The following is a 13,609-nucleotide window of genomic DNA, read 5'->3' on the forward strand; positions in this document are numbered from 1 at the left end:
CGTGCGGGTGAGGTTAATCAGTCTCACCGTGTTTAAATTTCATCAGATCGCGGCGCTCTTTTTTATCCGGTCGCCGGTCCGGGTGGGGCATCGTCAGCGCGTTCATTTTGCGCGCCAGCGCGGTCTTCTCGCGCTTTTCAATGCTCTCCGCCGTTTCTTCATAAAGCAGTACGGCTTCCGCTGCGGGTCGACGCTGTTCGGTAACGGCTTTAATCACCACAGTACGTTCATCGTTGCCCTGACGCAGCGTTAAGGTGGCATTCAGCTCAACCAGCTTGCTCGGTTTGCTGCGCTGGCCGTTGTAATGCACTTTTCCGCCGTCAACCATCTCGCGGGCAAGGGCGCGTGTTTTGTAAAAACGCGCTGCCCACAGCCATTTATCCAGTCTTACCCCGTCAGAGGGTTTTTCTTTCATGGCGTCTCCTTCACGGTCAGTGAGGGGATCATCTGGCGATAGTCGTTCAGCCCAGGGTGGCGCAGATAGCTTTTTTCAGCCAGGCCAGAGTCAGGATTGGTCACGCCCAGACAGTAGCGAATGCCAAACCTTGCCGCAGAATCCAGAATGGGCTCGCTGTCATCAATGAACAGCGTACGTTCTGGCTGCAAACCCGTCTCTTCCCTCACCGCATGCCACAACCGCTGATCCTCTTTCGGATAACCAAATGTGTGGGTGGAAAGTAATAAATCAAGGTGCGATGCCAGGCCCGTATGCTCCAGCTTCACCGCCAGATTATGTGGATGCGCGTTGGTCAGCAAAATACGGCGCTTGCCGCTGGCTTTCAGCGCATCCAGAAAGGGCACGGTGTCCTCGCGCAGAACGGCGCGCGGGCCCTGGGCGGTGGTCATGGCACAAATATCCAAACCGAGGCGCTTGCTCCAGTAGTCAAGACAGTACCAGTTTAGCGTATGTTGCACCGCGCTGTATTGCGAACGAATGAATGCCTGCGCTTCCGCCGGGGAGATCCCCTGCTGCTCGCCATAGGTTTCTGGAACCAGCGTTTGCCAGAAATAGTTATCAAAGGCGAGATCGAGCAGCGTGCCGTCCATATCCAGCAGAACGGTATCTACCTCCTGCCAGGCGATATCAAGATGCATAAGGGGGAACTCCAGCCAGAAGAAACGTGCGCGACAGGGTAGCACATCTTGCCGCGCAACGACGTTATCAGATCAGGCTCTCAGACGAAGGGATCAGCTTAGGATTGAGGCAGTTTTCATAATACTGCTGGATGTCGGCAAGTCGGGTGCGCGAGCGCTGGTAGCGGCGCAGGGCCATAAAGCCGTTCCAGAAAATGGCGATCAGCATCGCGGTCATCAGCAGAGACGTGCCGATGTAACGCCACAAGCCTGCGCTATCCGGCATCCGATGCAGGCCGATATGGCGAGTGCCGTTGGCGTCGGTATAAATACTCGTGACAATCCCTTCGGCGCTGAACGGCGTTTGCATCAGCATCTGCGCCAGGCGCTGGAACTGGCTCCACTGCTCCTGAGCCGGGTAGTCATAAAGCGCAACCTGCGGGTAGGGCTGATCGACCAGGTCGCTGCCTTCATCGCTTGCTATCACAAAGCCGCCCGGCGCCGGACTGTTCAGCGCCTGAGCCGCGCGGGTGGTCTCGCGCATCATGAACGGCGACGTCGAGGTGGCGACCAGGTTATCCAGCGATTCAGCGCTCACCGGACGCAGCAGGACATTAACGCCATCCAGTCGTCCCGCTTCGGCGCGTTTCACCAGCGAGTCCCAGTCTTTGCTGTTCCCCAGGTTTACCAGGGCGTTTTTAAGGCGTATGCACTCATCCTGAGAGGAGCATAAATCCTGCGTTTTCAGGACGATGTCACCAAAATCATCCAGCAGAACCATGCCTGATTTCTGAATGGCCGAGCGCAGCGCGGGGCTGACGCGCGAATCATCGTCCGGTTTCGGGTGCAGCTGGCGGTTAACCGTCTGGGTGAGCGCCGTGGCCTTGTTCACCACTTCGGATTCCGGCAGCGGCAGCGGCGGCGCGTCGTTCCAGATAATTTGCGAACAGTCGAACGGCATGAACGGCGAGTTCTGACGCGTGTTCCACGCCCCCGGCGTGTGAATATTACACATCCCGGTCCCCTTCAGGCGCAGCGTGTCCCCCACGCGTACACCGGCTTCATCCAGTTTATTGACGCTGCTCGCTTCAATGGTTTGCGCCCCTTTGATCCACGACAGGGTGAATTTAATGGGCATATCCAGCGGCACGAAAAGCAGCAGCATGGCTAAGACCAGCGCGGCGCCGCCGGCAATGACCGTACTGCGTAGCCAGTGCTGAAGCGGGAAATTTTTCACTTCATCATGCAGGGATAAGAAGCGCCCCTGGCGCACAACGTGGCGGTCAAGGTAGATATCAATATCGGTTTTCTGCCCTAAGTCCTGCGCGATCCACGGCTGCCAGTGGCGCGGGTAGATCAGGTCGATAATACCGAGCGAGATATTGTTGAGATGCTCCTGATCGTTTTCACCGAACAGGCCCCAGCGCTTTGGCGTCCCGCGCAGGCAGTGGATCTCGCGCAACGAGGTTTTGGCCGGGGGGGCAAAGAGACCCCAAAGCCCGCCGGCCAGCAGCAGCACCGCGCCGCCAGCCAGCCAGGGGACAAACACATCCGGCGTGAGCAGGCAGATAAAAAAGAGCAGGAAGGCAGCAACGATCAGAATGGCTTCACGGATGCCGTCCGGGCGGCTCAGGGCATACTCTTCATGCGTTTCCTGGCGAATGTTCAGCAGTTCGATCTGCTCTGTCTCTTCGCCACGAATGGACGCCTGCGTTGAACTTGCGCGTTCCAGCGCAAAACGCGGGGCTTCCTGAAGGTATTCATTTAGCGTATGGCCGTTAAGCGAGATAACCAGGGGCAACGAATCGGTGTGAATCAGCTCAACGCTGTTTTCGTCATTAATGTATTGCTCCCAGGACGGGGGCAGATGCACTTCGACGGAATCAAGGTAATAGCGCCATTTGTTGGGGTCATCAGTCGTGATGCCATAGCGCGTGATGGAGCGCGTCACGCAGAGCACGGTATCACTTTGCGCATTAAGCTTTAGCGCGACGGGCGCAGCAGTGGCTCCCGTTGGGCCAGGCGTTAACTGGGTACGGTTCAGGATTTCGAGATAGTTTTCAACCGCATCGCGCTCGTCCTGCGTGAGTTTACGCGTGCTCGCACCCGCAAATGCATTTAAAAAGGGCAGACGATAACGGCGCTGTACGCGGCGCCTGTACAACCATCCTGCAACAAACGCGCCGGCCAGCATAGCAGCGAGAACAATCAAAATGGTGCTCATGCTTTCCCCATCTTACTTATCTTCTTACAGGTGTAGTCAGTAGCACCTTTACATTGAATGAGAGTCTGTGGCTGGCTATCGGCAAGTATGGAGTCGAACTTGAGCATTCTGAAGCGCATCCCAGTGACCGGTGATGATAGCAAAGCCTGTTATGGCGCGATATCAGCAAATTCCTGGAAACATTTCAACCTCTTGACATTTGTTTTGAATTGAGGATTGATCCCAGTTACGTTGCATAAATGTAAATAAAGAGCGATTGACATTGCCGAAACCGTGCGGCATATCGCACAATAACGCCAGTTCTCACTGCTAAGACCCATCAAGATGAGCAAACCACTACAAAAACCCACCATTCTGAATGTAGAAACTGTCGCCAAATCGCGCCTGTTTAATGTCGAAAGTGTGGACCTGGAGTTCAGCAACGGTGTGCGTCGCGTTTATGAACGTATGCGCCCCTCTTCGCGCGAAGCGGTGATGATTGTTCCCATTGTCGACGATCATCTGATTTTGATCCGCGAATACGCTGTGGGAACGGAATCTTACGAGCTTGGGTTCTCGAAAGGGCTTATCGACCCGGGTGAAACCGTCTTTGAAGCGGCAAACCGCGAGCTAAAAGAAGAGGTGGGCTTTGGTGCGAATGAGCTTTCATTCCTGAAAAAGCTGAGCATGGCGCCGTCCTATTTTTCCAGCAAAATGAATATCGTGGTGGCTGAAGACCTCTATCCTGAATCGCTGGAAGGGGATGAGCCGGAGCCGATGCCGCAGGTTCGCTGGCCGCTAGCGCACCTGATGGATCTTCTGGAAGACCCTGACTTTAATGAGGCTCGCAACGTGAGCGCGCTGTTCCTGGTACGGGAATGGTTGAAGGGGCAGGGGCGACTGTAGTGGCCTGATGCCCTCACCCCAACCCTCTCCCACGGGAGAGGGAGCAAACACAAAAACGGCAACCAGAGGTTGCCGTTTTGCTTTGTTGTCAGAACAGCTCGTGCGTCTCGCCGTTATCAATAATCTCTGTCCCCACCTCGTGCACCGCCTGCGTGGTTGGCTGCGTGCCCTCGATGAAATACTCTTCGCGACTATTACCGCCGTTGGCGAGCTGACCGGTGCTGCGGTCGATATTAACCGTCACCACGCCTGGCGGTGGCGTTAACGGCTGCTCCGGCACGCCTTCAAGAACGGACTTCATGTAGGCGTCCCAGGCCGGCTGCGCGCTCTTCGCACCGCCTTCGTAGCCGGAGATCTGATCCTTAATCGCGCCGGAGGCCGTTGTACGACCTAAGTCACGGCGGTGATCGTCGAAACCGATCCAAACCGATGTCACCACGCCCGGGCCGTAGCCGGAGAACCACGCGTCTTTCGAGCTGTTGGTTGTCCCCGTTTTACCGCCAATATCATGGCGCTGCAAATCACGCCCTGCGCGCCAGCCTGTGCCCTGCCAGCCCGGTTCACCGAAGATGTTGGTGTTCAGCGCGCTTTTGATCAGGAAGGACAGCGGCGTGTTGATCACATGCGGGGCATACTCCGGCGCGCCGGTCTGTGCCACCAGCGACTGGTTAGCCTGCTCGAGCTGCGGCTGCGGCACGACGCCGTTCTGCTGCTCCTGAGACACGGCAGGGTCTTCCATGTCCTTGTTTTCAAGCACGTCGGATTTCGGCGTATTGCCATAAATGACCGGAATATCGCAGTCAGGGCAGGCAATCTTCGGCTTCGCTTCGAACAGCATGCCGCCCTGATCGTTTTCAATCTTGCTGATGAAGTACGGATCAATCAGGAAGCCGCCGTTGGCCATCACCGAGTACCCGCGTGCGACCTGAAGCGGCGTAAACGAGGCGGAGCCTAACGCCAGCGACTCGGTGCGAACGATGTTCTGCGCCGGGAAACCGAAGCGCTGCAGATACTCTGCGGCATAGTCGACGCCCATCGCGCGCATGGCGCGCACCATCACCACGTTTTTCGACTGTCCCAGACCCTGACGGAGACGAATTGGGCCGGCATACTCCGCAGGGGAGTTCTTCGGCTGCCAGTCGGAACCGGCACCGGCATCCCAGCGGGAGATTGGCACGTCGTTAAGGATGCTGGCGAGGGTCAAGCCTTTATCCATCGCTGCCGTGTAGAGGAACGGTTTGATATTGGAACCGACCTGACGCAGCGCCTGGGTGGCGCGGTTAAATTTGCTCTGGTTGAAATCAAACCCGCCGACCAGGGCCAGGATGGCACCGTTCTGTGGATTGATAGAAACCAGGGCCGAGTTAACGTCCGGCACCTGTGCCAGCCACCAGGATTCGCCTACCTTACGCACCCAGATTTGCTGTCCGGTCTGCACGGCATCGGTCACTTTACGCGGCGTTGCGCCCTGCAGGGTATCCGAGCGGTAAGGACGCGCCCAGCGGATACCGTCCATACGCAGCGAGACGGAAGTACCGTCCGCGAGCGTCGCAACGGCTTCCTGAGGATCGGCCTGCGTCACCACGGCAGGAAGGAGCGGACCATAGGTTGGCAGCGTCTTCAGCGTGCTGGTGATTTTTTTACTGTCCCACGCGCTTTCGCCCACTTTCCAGAGCACGTTTGACGGGCCGCGATAGCCGTGACGCATATCGTAGTCCATCACGTTGTTCCGCACCGCTTCCTGAGCCGCCTGCTGGACCTTACGGGTGACGGTGGTGTACACGCGATAGCCATCTTCATAGGCCTTGTCACCATAGCGATTCACCATCTCCTGACGAACCATTTCGGTCAGGTAAGGGGATGCGAAGGCGATTTCAGGGGCGTGGTAGTTAGCGTCAATCACATCGTTACGCGCCTGGTCGTACTCGCTATGGCTGATGTAGCCTTCGCTCAGCATACGTGACAGAACGACGTTACGGCGCGCGGTGGCGCGATCGAGCGAGTAGAGCGGGTTAAACGTGGACGGCGCTTTCGGCAGACCAGCAATGGTTGCCATTTCGCTTAAGGTGAGTTGCTCAACGGGCTTACCGAAGTACACCTGTGCGGCAGCCCCCACGCCATAGGCTCGGTAACCCAGGTAGATTTTGTTGAGGTACAGCTCAAGGATTTCGTCTTTGCTCAGCAGCTGCTCAATACGGATCGCGAGGAACACCTCTTTGATCTTACGTATCAGCGTCTTTTCAGGGCTGAGGAAGAAGTTACGCGCCAGCTGCTGCGTAATGGTACTCGCCCCCTGAGAGGCGTGACCAGAGAATAACGCAATGCTCGCGGCACGGAAAATCCCCACCGGATCGACACCGTGGTGCTCGTAAAAACGGCTGTCCTCCGTGGCGATAAAGGCTTTCACCATCACGGGTGGAATTTGGTTTAAGGTCAGCGGAATACGACGCTTCTCGCCATACTGCGCCATCAGCTCGCCATCGGCGCTATAGACTTGCATCGGGATCTGGAGGCGCACATCGCGAAGCGTGGCGACATCAGGTAGCTGTGGCTCAATATATTTGTACAAACCGTAAATCGAGCCTGCTCCCAGCAGAATGCAACAGACTGCAAGGATGAATAAATACTTTACGAACTTCACCGGAGATTTCCCATTTGGTTTCACTTGGGCAGTTTCTAAACAATCGCGCGGTAGTATAAAGGCAAGCCTGATTCATTGATATAGCCGTCAACCCGACGGGCGATAAGGAGATCGTGAAGCATGGCTTTCAAAATATGGCAAACGGGCGTTCATATTCAACAGGATAGGGTGCTGATCGTCGCCCTGGCCCGGGAGAAGTTGGGCTGGTGCATGCGCCGCTGGTGGGCGATTCCTCTGGACGAGGGCATCATTCGTGACGGCAAAATTTGTCAGCCAGAACAGCTGGTTGATGCGTTACGCGACTGGCGCAAAACGCTGCCGCACTACCATCGGGCATTCCTCTCTTTCCCGGCTGCACGCACTCTGCAACGGGCGCTCCCCCGCCCGACCGTTGCGCTGCGCGACAGCGAGCAGCTCTCATGGCTTGGTGCGGCGCTCGCGCGCGAACTGGAGATGTCTGCTGATACGCTCTGTTTCGATTACGCGCAGGATACCTTCAGCAATACCTTTCACGTGACCGCCGCGCAAAACAACGAGATCGACACCCTACTGGCGCTGGCGAAAACGCTGCGTTTGCGGCTGGTGGCCATTACGCCGGATGCCAGCGCGCTGGCGAATCTTCTTCCCGCGGTGGCGCCAGCGACGTGCGTCGCCTGGCGGGACGATCGGCAGTGGCTGTGGGCGATGCGCCACCAGTGGGGACGCCGCATTACCACAGAAGCCGAAAACGTGTCTGAGCTTTCAGCGCTGCTGGGGCTTGGTTCGGATGACATCGCGCTGTTTGATAGCCGACGTGATCCGTGGGAAATCCTGGAACGCTGCCATGCCCCGCTACCGGACTGCGGCGCTGATTATACCGTTGCGCTGGCGTTGGCCATGAGCGAGGTGCCCGGATGAGCATCATGAACTTTCTGCCCTGGCGACAACAGCGGCGCGCGCGATGCCTGCGCTTATGGGGCGGAATGTGTGTCGGCACCATGCTGTTAATGTTCGCGATCATTTTCTGCCTGCGGATAAACCCTCTTATGAGGCTGCACGCGCTGCAAACGGAGCTGACGGGAACGCAGACCGTGCAGCACGCGCTTGCCTCCCGGCAGAAACTCGCCTCACAGGCGCAGAAGCCAGCGCAGACCCTTCAACAACGCGCATGGCAACCGGTGCTGGAGTCCCTTTCCCGCGCCACTCCTTCACAGGTCTGGCTGACAGAGCTTCGCTATCAGCCTCCTGCTCTGACGCTGAGCGGGTATGCCATAACCCTGCCAGCCCTGTCTGTTCTGCGCGATGCGCTGGGCCAAATAGCGGGTTTTACGCCCGGAACGGCGGGTGAGCTTCGGCAGGACAGCCAGGGGCGGTGGATGTTCACCCTCCATCTTAAAAGCGAGGGGTAGCGCATGGATACCCTGTTAGAACGCTGGTGCGAAAGCCGTCCCTGGTATCGGGTGCTTTTTTGGTGTCTGGGGAGCCTCCTGGCAGGACTGGCCGCGTGGGGCACCTTGCTCAGACCGCTAGACAGGCAGTGTGCTGAACGACAGCGACAGATGATTCAGGACGCAAGGACGAACGCGGCGTTATGGCCTGCCGTCAGAAAGGTGCCGTTTCGTCCGGAAACAACGGACACACTGGCGCTGACGCCGTTTTCCCCGCTCGATTTTCAGGGCGATAACGCGACGCTGGTTCACTGGAAGCCGCTGCAGAACGGAGGGGAACTGATGCTGGAGGTGGAGTGGCAGGCTCTCCCGGCGCTTTTTTCCCGGCTGGCGCAGCGGGATGTGCAGATCGCCGCTTTCGCGATTGCACCACAAGGTACAGCGTTGCGCCTGCGGCTGGAGCTGGAACATGCGAAATAGCGCGCGATATTTGCTGGTTTGCTCAGCGCTGCTATTGACCGGCATGCGCGATCCGTTTCGCCCGCCGGACGATCCCTGCGCCATAGGCGAGCTGGCGCAGTGGCGCTACCGCGGCATGGTGGGAGGACAGCAGGCTATCGGCATTTTACAGGATGGGCAAAAGCGCTGGTACCGCCTGAAAATGCATGAGCGCTTCCCGGCAGGCTGGACGATAACAGCCATCAATGAAACGGAACTGGTTGTTGATGTGGGTGACACATGTGAACCAGGAACATGGACGTGGCAACGAGAAGGAACGAATAAGAATGAATTTACGGATAATGCTGTGGCTGCTGGCGTTCAGCCATCCGCTGTGGGCCGCCGCGCCAAAACCGGTCACGCTGGTGGTGGATGACGTGCCTGTAGTCCAGGTGCTGCAGAGCCTGGTTGCACAGGAGAACCGAAATCTGGTGATATCGCCTGACGTCGGCGGCACGCTTTCGCTCAACCTGACGCGCGTCCCCTGGCGTCAAGCGTTACAGACGGTTGCCACCAGCGCTGGCCTTGTTTTGCGAGAGGAGGGCGGCATTTTTTATGTGCATACCGCGGCCTGGCAGCGTGAGCAGCAGGAACGTTCAGAACAGGAGCGAACGCGTCGACAGCTTGATGCGCCGCTGGTGTCTCACAGCATCGCTTTGTCCTATGCCGATGCCGGAGAGCTGCAAAAAGACGCGGAAAAGCTCCTGAGCCCAAAGGGAAGTTTGTCTCTCGACAAACGCACCAACCGGCTGCTGATTCGGGATAACCAGACGGTGGTCGAGACGCTGCAGCGCTGGGCCGCTCAGATGGATATTCCCGTCGAACAGGTCGAGCTGGCGGCGCATATTGTGACCATTAATGAAAAAAGCCTGCGTGAGCTGGGGGTGAAATGGAATCTCGCCGACGCCGCCGACGCGGGCAAGGTTGGCCAGCTCACCACGCTTGGCAGCGATCTATCCGTCGCCAGCGCCACCAGCCACGTGGGTTTTAACATCGGACGGATCAATGGTCGGCTGCTGGATCTGGAGCTCTCTGCGCTGGAGCAAAAACAGCAGGTCGATATCATCGCCAGCCCGAGACTCCTGGCCTCGCACATGCAGCCGGCCAGCATCAAGCAGGGGAGTGAAATCCCGTATCAGGTCTCAAGCGGTGAAAGCGGGGCAACCTCCGTTGAGTTTAAAGAGGCGGTATTAGGAATGGAGGTCACACCGGTGGTCTTACCGGGTGGGCGCGTGCGCCTGAAATTGCACATCAGCGAAAATATGCCGGGACAGGTTCTGCAGCAGGCTGACGGCGAAACGCTGGCGATCGACAAACAGGAGATAGAAACCCAGGTGGAGGTAAAAAGTGGAGAAACGCTGGCGTTGGGCGGAATTTTTTCGCAGAAGAACAAAACCGGCAGCGACAGCGTGCCTGGGCTGGGGAAAATCCCCTGGCTTGGACAGCTTTTTCGCCACGATGGTAAGGATAATGAACGGCGCGAGCTAGTGGTGTTTATTACGCCACGTTTGGTCGGTATTCGCTGACGGGTAACGATCCCCGCAATGATTTTGCATTCAGTTTGTTGCAGATGTTTGACGTGGGGCATGAATTAGCATACAAGGAGTACCGATTTGAGTTGGACTTACGTCTTATTACCTTATGCGCCCGACGCGGTGATTTAATCAGTTGCCAAACAAGCCGGAGTATTGAGATAATTTTTAGTCTGACTCTCGCTCTATTGCATATGAGGTTTCAGTTCATGTCCTGCTACGCTGGGTGTCTGCGAAGCGGGGATTACCATTAACGAATAGTCTTAGTAGTACCGATAAAATGGCAGAGAAACGCAATATCTTTCTGGTTGGGCCTATGGGTGCCGGCAAAAGCACTATTGGGCGTCAGTTAGCTCAACAACTCAATATGGAATTTTACGATTCTGATCAAGAGATTGAGAAACGAACCGGAGCTGATGTGGGCTGGGTTTTCGATGTAGAAGGCGAAGAAGGTTTCCGTGACCGAGAAGAAAAAGTGATCAACGAACTCACGGAAAAACAGGGCATCGTTCTGGCAACAGGCGGCGGTTCTGTGAAATCTCGCGAAACCCGTAACCGTCTCTCCGCCCGTGGCGTAGTGGTCTATCTTGAGACGACCATCGAGAAACAGCTGGCACGTACGCAGCGCGATAAAAAGCGCCCGCTGCTGCAGGTTGAAACGCCACCACGCGAAGTTCTGGAAGCGTTGGCCGATGAACGCAATCCGCTGTATGAAGAGATTGCCGACGTGACCATTCGTACTGACGACCAGAGCGCTAAAGTGGTTGCAAACCAGATTATTCATATGCTGGAAAGCAACTGATTCTGGCTTTATATACACTCGCCTGCGGGTAAAAGCATTAAAGGTGGATGTCGCGTCATGGAGAGGATTACAGTTACTCTCGGGGAACGTAGTTACCCTATCACCATCGCGGCTGGTTTGTTTAACGACCCAGCTTCCTTTTTACCACTGAAAGCGGGTGATCAGGCGATGCTGGTCACCAATGAGACGCTGGCTCCGCTTTATCTCGACCGCGTACGCCACCTGCTTGAGCAGGCGGGCGTAAAAGTCGACAGTGTGATTCTCCCCGATGGCGAGCAGTATAAAAGCCTGACGGTACTGGATACCGTCTTTACCGCATTGCTGCAAAAACCGCACGGTCGCGATACAACACTGCTTGCCCTGGGCGGCGGTGTTGTGGGCGATCTGACCGGCTTTGCGGCCGCAAGCTATCAACGTGGCGTCCGTTTTATTCAAATCCCGACCACGTTGCTGTCCCAGGTCGACTCCTCTGTGGGTGGCAAAACGGCAGTCAACCATCCGCTCGGCAAAAACATGATTGGCGCGTTCTACCAGCCCGCATCGGTGGTGGTGGATCTCGACTGTCTGAAAACGCTGCCGAAGCGCGAGCTGGCTTCGGGTCTGGCGGAAGTGATCAAATACGGCATTATTCTTGATGGCGAGTTCTTTAGCTGGCTTGAAGAGAATATGGATGCGCTGCTGTGCCTGGATGAGGCTAAACTGGCATACTGCATTCGTCGTTGTTGTGAACTGAAAGCAGAAGTTGTTGCAGCAGACGAGCGTGAAACGGGCTTACGTGCTTTACTGAATCTTGGGCATACGTTTGGCCATGCCATTGAAGCCGAGATGGGTTATGGCAACTGGCTGCACGGTGAAGCCGTCGCGGCCGGTATGGTCATGGCAGCCCGCACCTCTGAACGTCTGGGGCAGTTTAAACCTGAAGAGACGGCGCGCATCATTGCGCTGCTTGAACGTGCAGGTTTGCCGGTAACCGGGCCGCAGGAGATGTCGGCGCAAGCGTATTTACCCCACATGATGCGCGATAAAAAAGTATTGGCAGGTGAGATGCGTCTTGTACTCCCGCTTGCAATAGGGAAGAGTGAAGTGCGCGGCGGAGTGCCGCACGATGTCGTTCTTGGCGCTATCGCTGATTGTCAGCAGGCGTAACAACTAGAAAGGTCAGGCCACTGTCGCAGGTGGTCGTTTAGCTTCAGGTGAAATGCAAAGTCGTTAGCATAAGCCTTTGAGTGGGGTGTTAAATGGATGAATTCAAACCAGAAGACGAGCTGAAACCCGATCCCAGCGATCGTCGTACTGGTCGTTCTCGTCAATCTTCAGAACGTGATAACGAGCCGCAGATCAACTTTGACGATGTTGATCTGGATGCAGACGATCGTCGCCCTTCGCGCAGCCGCAACGCGCACGAAGAGCGAGCAGAAGAGGATTATGAGTCCGAAGAAGATTCAATGGACGAACAGCCTGTAGAGCGTCGCCCGCGTAAACGTAAAAAAGCCGCTGCGCCGAAACCGGCTTCCCGCCAGTACATTATGATGGGCCTTGGCGTTCTGGTGCTTGTGCTGCTGATTGTCGGCATTGGCTCCGCGCTTAAAGCACCGTCAACGAACTCAACCGAGCAAACTGCTTCCGCTGAGAAGAGCATCAACCTGTCCGGTAACGATGCGACTAATCAGGCGAATGGCGCACAGCCTGCGCCGGGTGCGACTTCCGCAGAGCAGACCGCAGGTAACACCACAGCGCCGCAGGATGTTTCTCTACCGCCCGTTTCTTCAACCCCTGCTCAGGGTCAGGCACCTGCTACGCCTGAAGGCCAGCAGCGCGTAGAAGTTCAGGGAGATCTGAACAATGCGCTGACGCAGCCGCAGAACCAGCAGCAGGTTGATAACGTCGTGGTTAACTCTACGCTGCCAACTGAGCCGGCAACCGTTGCCCCGATTCGCGGTGGTAACGCTCAGCCACAAACGGCTGCGACGGAAACCAAACCGCGCCAGACGCAAGCTGCGACGCGTCCTGAACGTAAGCAGGCGGTGATTGAGCCTAAGCGTGAAACCAAACCTCAGGCAGTCGTGAAAGCGCCTGAAGTGAAAGCTGCACCGGCACAGCCGAAACACACCGAAACGGCTGCGGTAAGCGAGCCTGCTAAAGCGCCAGTCGCGCAGACCGCGCCGAAAGCAACGGCGACCACAGCTGCACCTGCAGCAACAGCTCCGGCAGCCACGGCAGCAGCCTCCAGCGCCGCAGCAGGCAAAACGGCAGGTAACGTTGGCTCGCTGAAGTCTGCGCCATCAAGCAACTACACGTTGCAGCTGAGCAGTTCGTCTAACTATGACAACCTCAACGGTTGGGCGAAGAAATCAAATCTGAAAAACTACGTTGTTTATCAGACGACCCGCAACGGTCAGCCGTGGTATGTGCTGGTCAGCGGCGTTTATTCGTCCAAAGATGAAGCGAAACGTGCCGTAGCGGCACTGCCAGCTGATGTTCAGGCGAAAAACCCATGGGCGAAGCCGATTCATCAGGTTCAGGCCGATCTGAAGTAATGTTTAAAGCGCAGGATGCTGTCGGAGCTTTCTCCACAGCCGGAGAAGG

At 56.7% G+C, this 13,609-nt stretch carries 13 protein-coding genes; 9 read left to right on the forward strand and 4 right to left on the reverse strand.

All coding sequences use genetic code 11. The features are described from left to right. Positions 1-13: 13 nt before the first annotated feature. The 3 genes from hslR to ADJ24_RS08735 form a co-directional block, all read right to left on the reverse strand. On the reverse strand, positions 14-415 hold the full coding sequence (gene hslR / locus ADJ24_RS08725; RefSeq protein WP_023309491.1) for a ribosome-associated heat shock protein Hsp15: 402 nt from the start codon (positions 413-415) through the stop codon (positions 14-16). After that, positions 412-1,095 (reverse strand): GMP/IMP nucleotidase, encoded by a 684-nt coding sequence (gene yrfG / locus ADJ24_RS08730; protein WP_023309490.1) that lies wholly within the window; start codon positions 1,093-1,095, stop codon positions 412-414. Before yrfG ends, hslR begins: the two co-directional genes overlap by 4 nt. 67 nt (positions 1,096-1,162) lie before the next feature. Next, positions 1,163-3,298 (reverse strand): intracellular growth attenuator family protein, encoded by a 2,136-nt coding sequence (locus ADJ24_RS08735; RefSeq protein WP_023309489.1) that lies wholly within the window; start codon positions 3,296-3,298, stop codon positions 1,163-1,165. A 324-nt stretch (positions 3,299-3,622) separates the two neighbouring features. Here ADJ24_RS08735 and nudE point away from each other — a divergent pair, with 324 nt between their 5' ends. Then, entirely contained in the window at positions 3,623-4,183 is a 561-nt protein-coding gene (gene nudE / locus ADJ24_RS08745; protein WP_023309488.1) for an ADP compounds hydrolase NudE, read from the forward strand. A gap of 88 nt (positions 4,184-4,271) precedes the next feature. On the opposite strand, the gene mrcA is transcribed toward nudE, so the two are convergent. Then, positions 4,272-6,824, reverse strand: coding sequence for a peptidoglycan glycosyltransferase/peptidoglycan DD-transpeptidase MrcA (gene mrcA / locus ADJ24_RS08750; RefSeq protein WP_023309487.1), 2,553 nt, complete (start codon positions 6,822-6,824; stop codon positions 4,272-4,274). 120 nt (positions 6,825-6,944) lie between these two features. Here mrcA and ADJ24_RS08755 point away from each other — a divergent pair, with 120 nt between their 5' ends. From ADJ24_RS08755 to damX, 8 genes are all read left to right on the forward strand, one after another. Beyond that, positions 6,945-7,721, forward strand: a complete 777-nt coding sequence (locus tag ADJ24_RS08755) for a hypothetical protein (RefSeq protein ID WP_023309486.1) — start codon at positions 6,945-6,947, stop codon at positions 7,719-7,721. Further along, entirely contained in the window at positions 7,718-8,212 is a 495-nt protein-coding gene (locus ADJ24_RS08760) for a PilN domain-containing protein (RefSeq protein ID WP_023309485.1), read from the forward strand. Before ADJ24_RS08755 ends, ADJ24_RS08760 begins: the two co-directional genes overlap by 4 nt. A 3-nt stretch (positions 8,213-8,215) precedes the next feature. After that, the gene (locus tag ADJ24_RS08765; RefSeq protein WP_023309484.1) at positions 8,216-8,671 is read left to right on the forward strand and encodes a hypothetical protein; all 456 of its coding nucleotides are present in this window, start codon (positions 8,216-8,218) and stop codon (positions 8,669-8,671) included. Continuing rightward, positions 8,661-9,065, forward strand: a complete 405-nt coding sequence (locus ADJ24_RS23495; protein ID WP_032667964.1) for a HofP DNA utilization family protein — start codon at positions 8,661-8,663, stop codon at positions 9,063-9,065. Before ADJ24_RS08765 ends, ADJ24_RS23495 begins: the two co-directional genes overlap by 11 nt. Beyond that, positions 8,992-10,215, forward strand: coding sequence for a DNA uptake porin HofQ (gene hofQ / locus ADJ24_RS08770; RefSeq protein WP_223825985.1), 1,224 nt, complete (start codon positions 8,992-8,994; stop codon positions 10,213-10,215). The genes ADJ24_RS23495 and hofQ overlap by 74 nt, the downstream gene beginning before the upstream one ends. 286 nt (positions 10,216-10,501) lie before the next feature. Next, positions 10,502-11,023, forward strand: coding sequence for a shikimate kinase AroK (gene aroK / locus ADJ24_RS08775; protein ID WP_003861630.1), 522 nt, complete (start codon positions 10,502-10,504; stop codon positions 11,021-11,023). Positions 11,024-11,080: 57 nt separating this feature from the next. Further along, the gene (aroB, locus tag ADJ24_RS08780) at positions 11,081-12,169 is read left to right on the forward strand and encodes a 3-dehydroquinate synthase (protein WP_023309482.1); all 1,089 of its coding nucleotides are present in this window, start codon (positions 11,081-11,083) and stop codon (positions 12,167-12,169) included. 92 nt (positions 12,170-12,261) lie between these two features. Continuing rightward, complete coding sequence (gene damX, locus ADJ24_RS08785; RefSeq protein WP_023309481.1) at positions 12,262-13,560, forward strand: cell division protein DamX; 1,299 nt, start codon at positions 12,262-12,264, stop codon at positions 13,558-13,560. Positions 13,561-13,609 lie beyond the last annotated feature (49 nt).

This window comes from Enterobacter sp. 940_PEND, assembly GCF_001059415.1.
In the GTDB taxonomy this organism is placed as follows: Bacteria; Pseudomonadota; Gammaproteobacteria; order Enterobacterales; family Enterobacteriaceae; genus Enterobacter; species Enterobacter cloacae_M.

Coding starts and splice junctions, on each gene's coding strand:
- ADJ24_RS08760 (WP_023309485.1), top strand. CDS start 7,718: ATGAGCATCATGAACTTTCTGCCCTGGCGACAACAGCGGCGCGCGCGA.
- hslR (WP_023309491.1), bottom strand. CDS start 415: ATGAAAGAAAAACCCTCTGACGGGGTAAGACTGGATAAATGGCTGTGG.
- ADJ24_RS08755 (WP_023309486.1), top strand. CDS start 6,945: ATGGCTTTCAAAATATGGCAAACGGGCGTTCATATTCAACAGGATAGG.
- aroK (WP_003861630.1), top strand. CDS start 10,502: ATGGCAGAGAAACGCAATATCTTTCTGGTTGGGCCTATGGGTGCCGGC.
- ADJ24_RS08765 (WP_023309484.1), top strand. CDS start 8,216: ATGGATACCCTGTTAGAACGCTGGTGCGAAAGCCGTCCCTGGTATCGG.
- yrfG (WP_023309490.1), bottom strand. CDS start 1,095: ATGCATCTTGATATCGCCTGGCAGGAGGTAGATACCGTTCTGCTGGAT.
- aroB (WP_023309482.1), top strand. CDS start 11,081: ATGGAGAGGATTACAGTTACTCTCGGGGAACGTAGTTACCCTATCACC.
- ADJ24_RS08735 (WP_023309489.1), bottom strand. CDS start 3,298: ATGAGCACCATTTTGATTGTTCTCGCTGCTATGCTGGCCGGCGCGTTT.
- damX (WP_023309481.1), top strand. CDS start 12,262: ATGGATGAATTCAAACCAGAAGACGAGCTGAAACCCGATCCCAGCGAT.
- hofQ (WP_223825985.1), top strand. CDS start 8,992: ATGCTGTGGCTGCTGGCGTTCAGCCATCCGCTGTGGGCCGCCGCGCCA.
- nudE (WP_023309488.1), top strand. CDS start 3,623: ATGAGCAAACCACTACAAAAACCCACCATTCTGAATGTAGAAACTGTC.
- ADJ24_RS23495 (WP_032667964.1), top strand. CDS start 8,661: ATGCGAAATAGCGCGCGATATTTGCTGGTTTGCTCAGCGCTGCTATTG.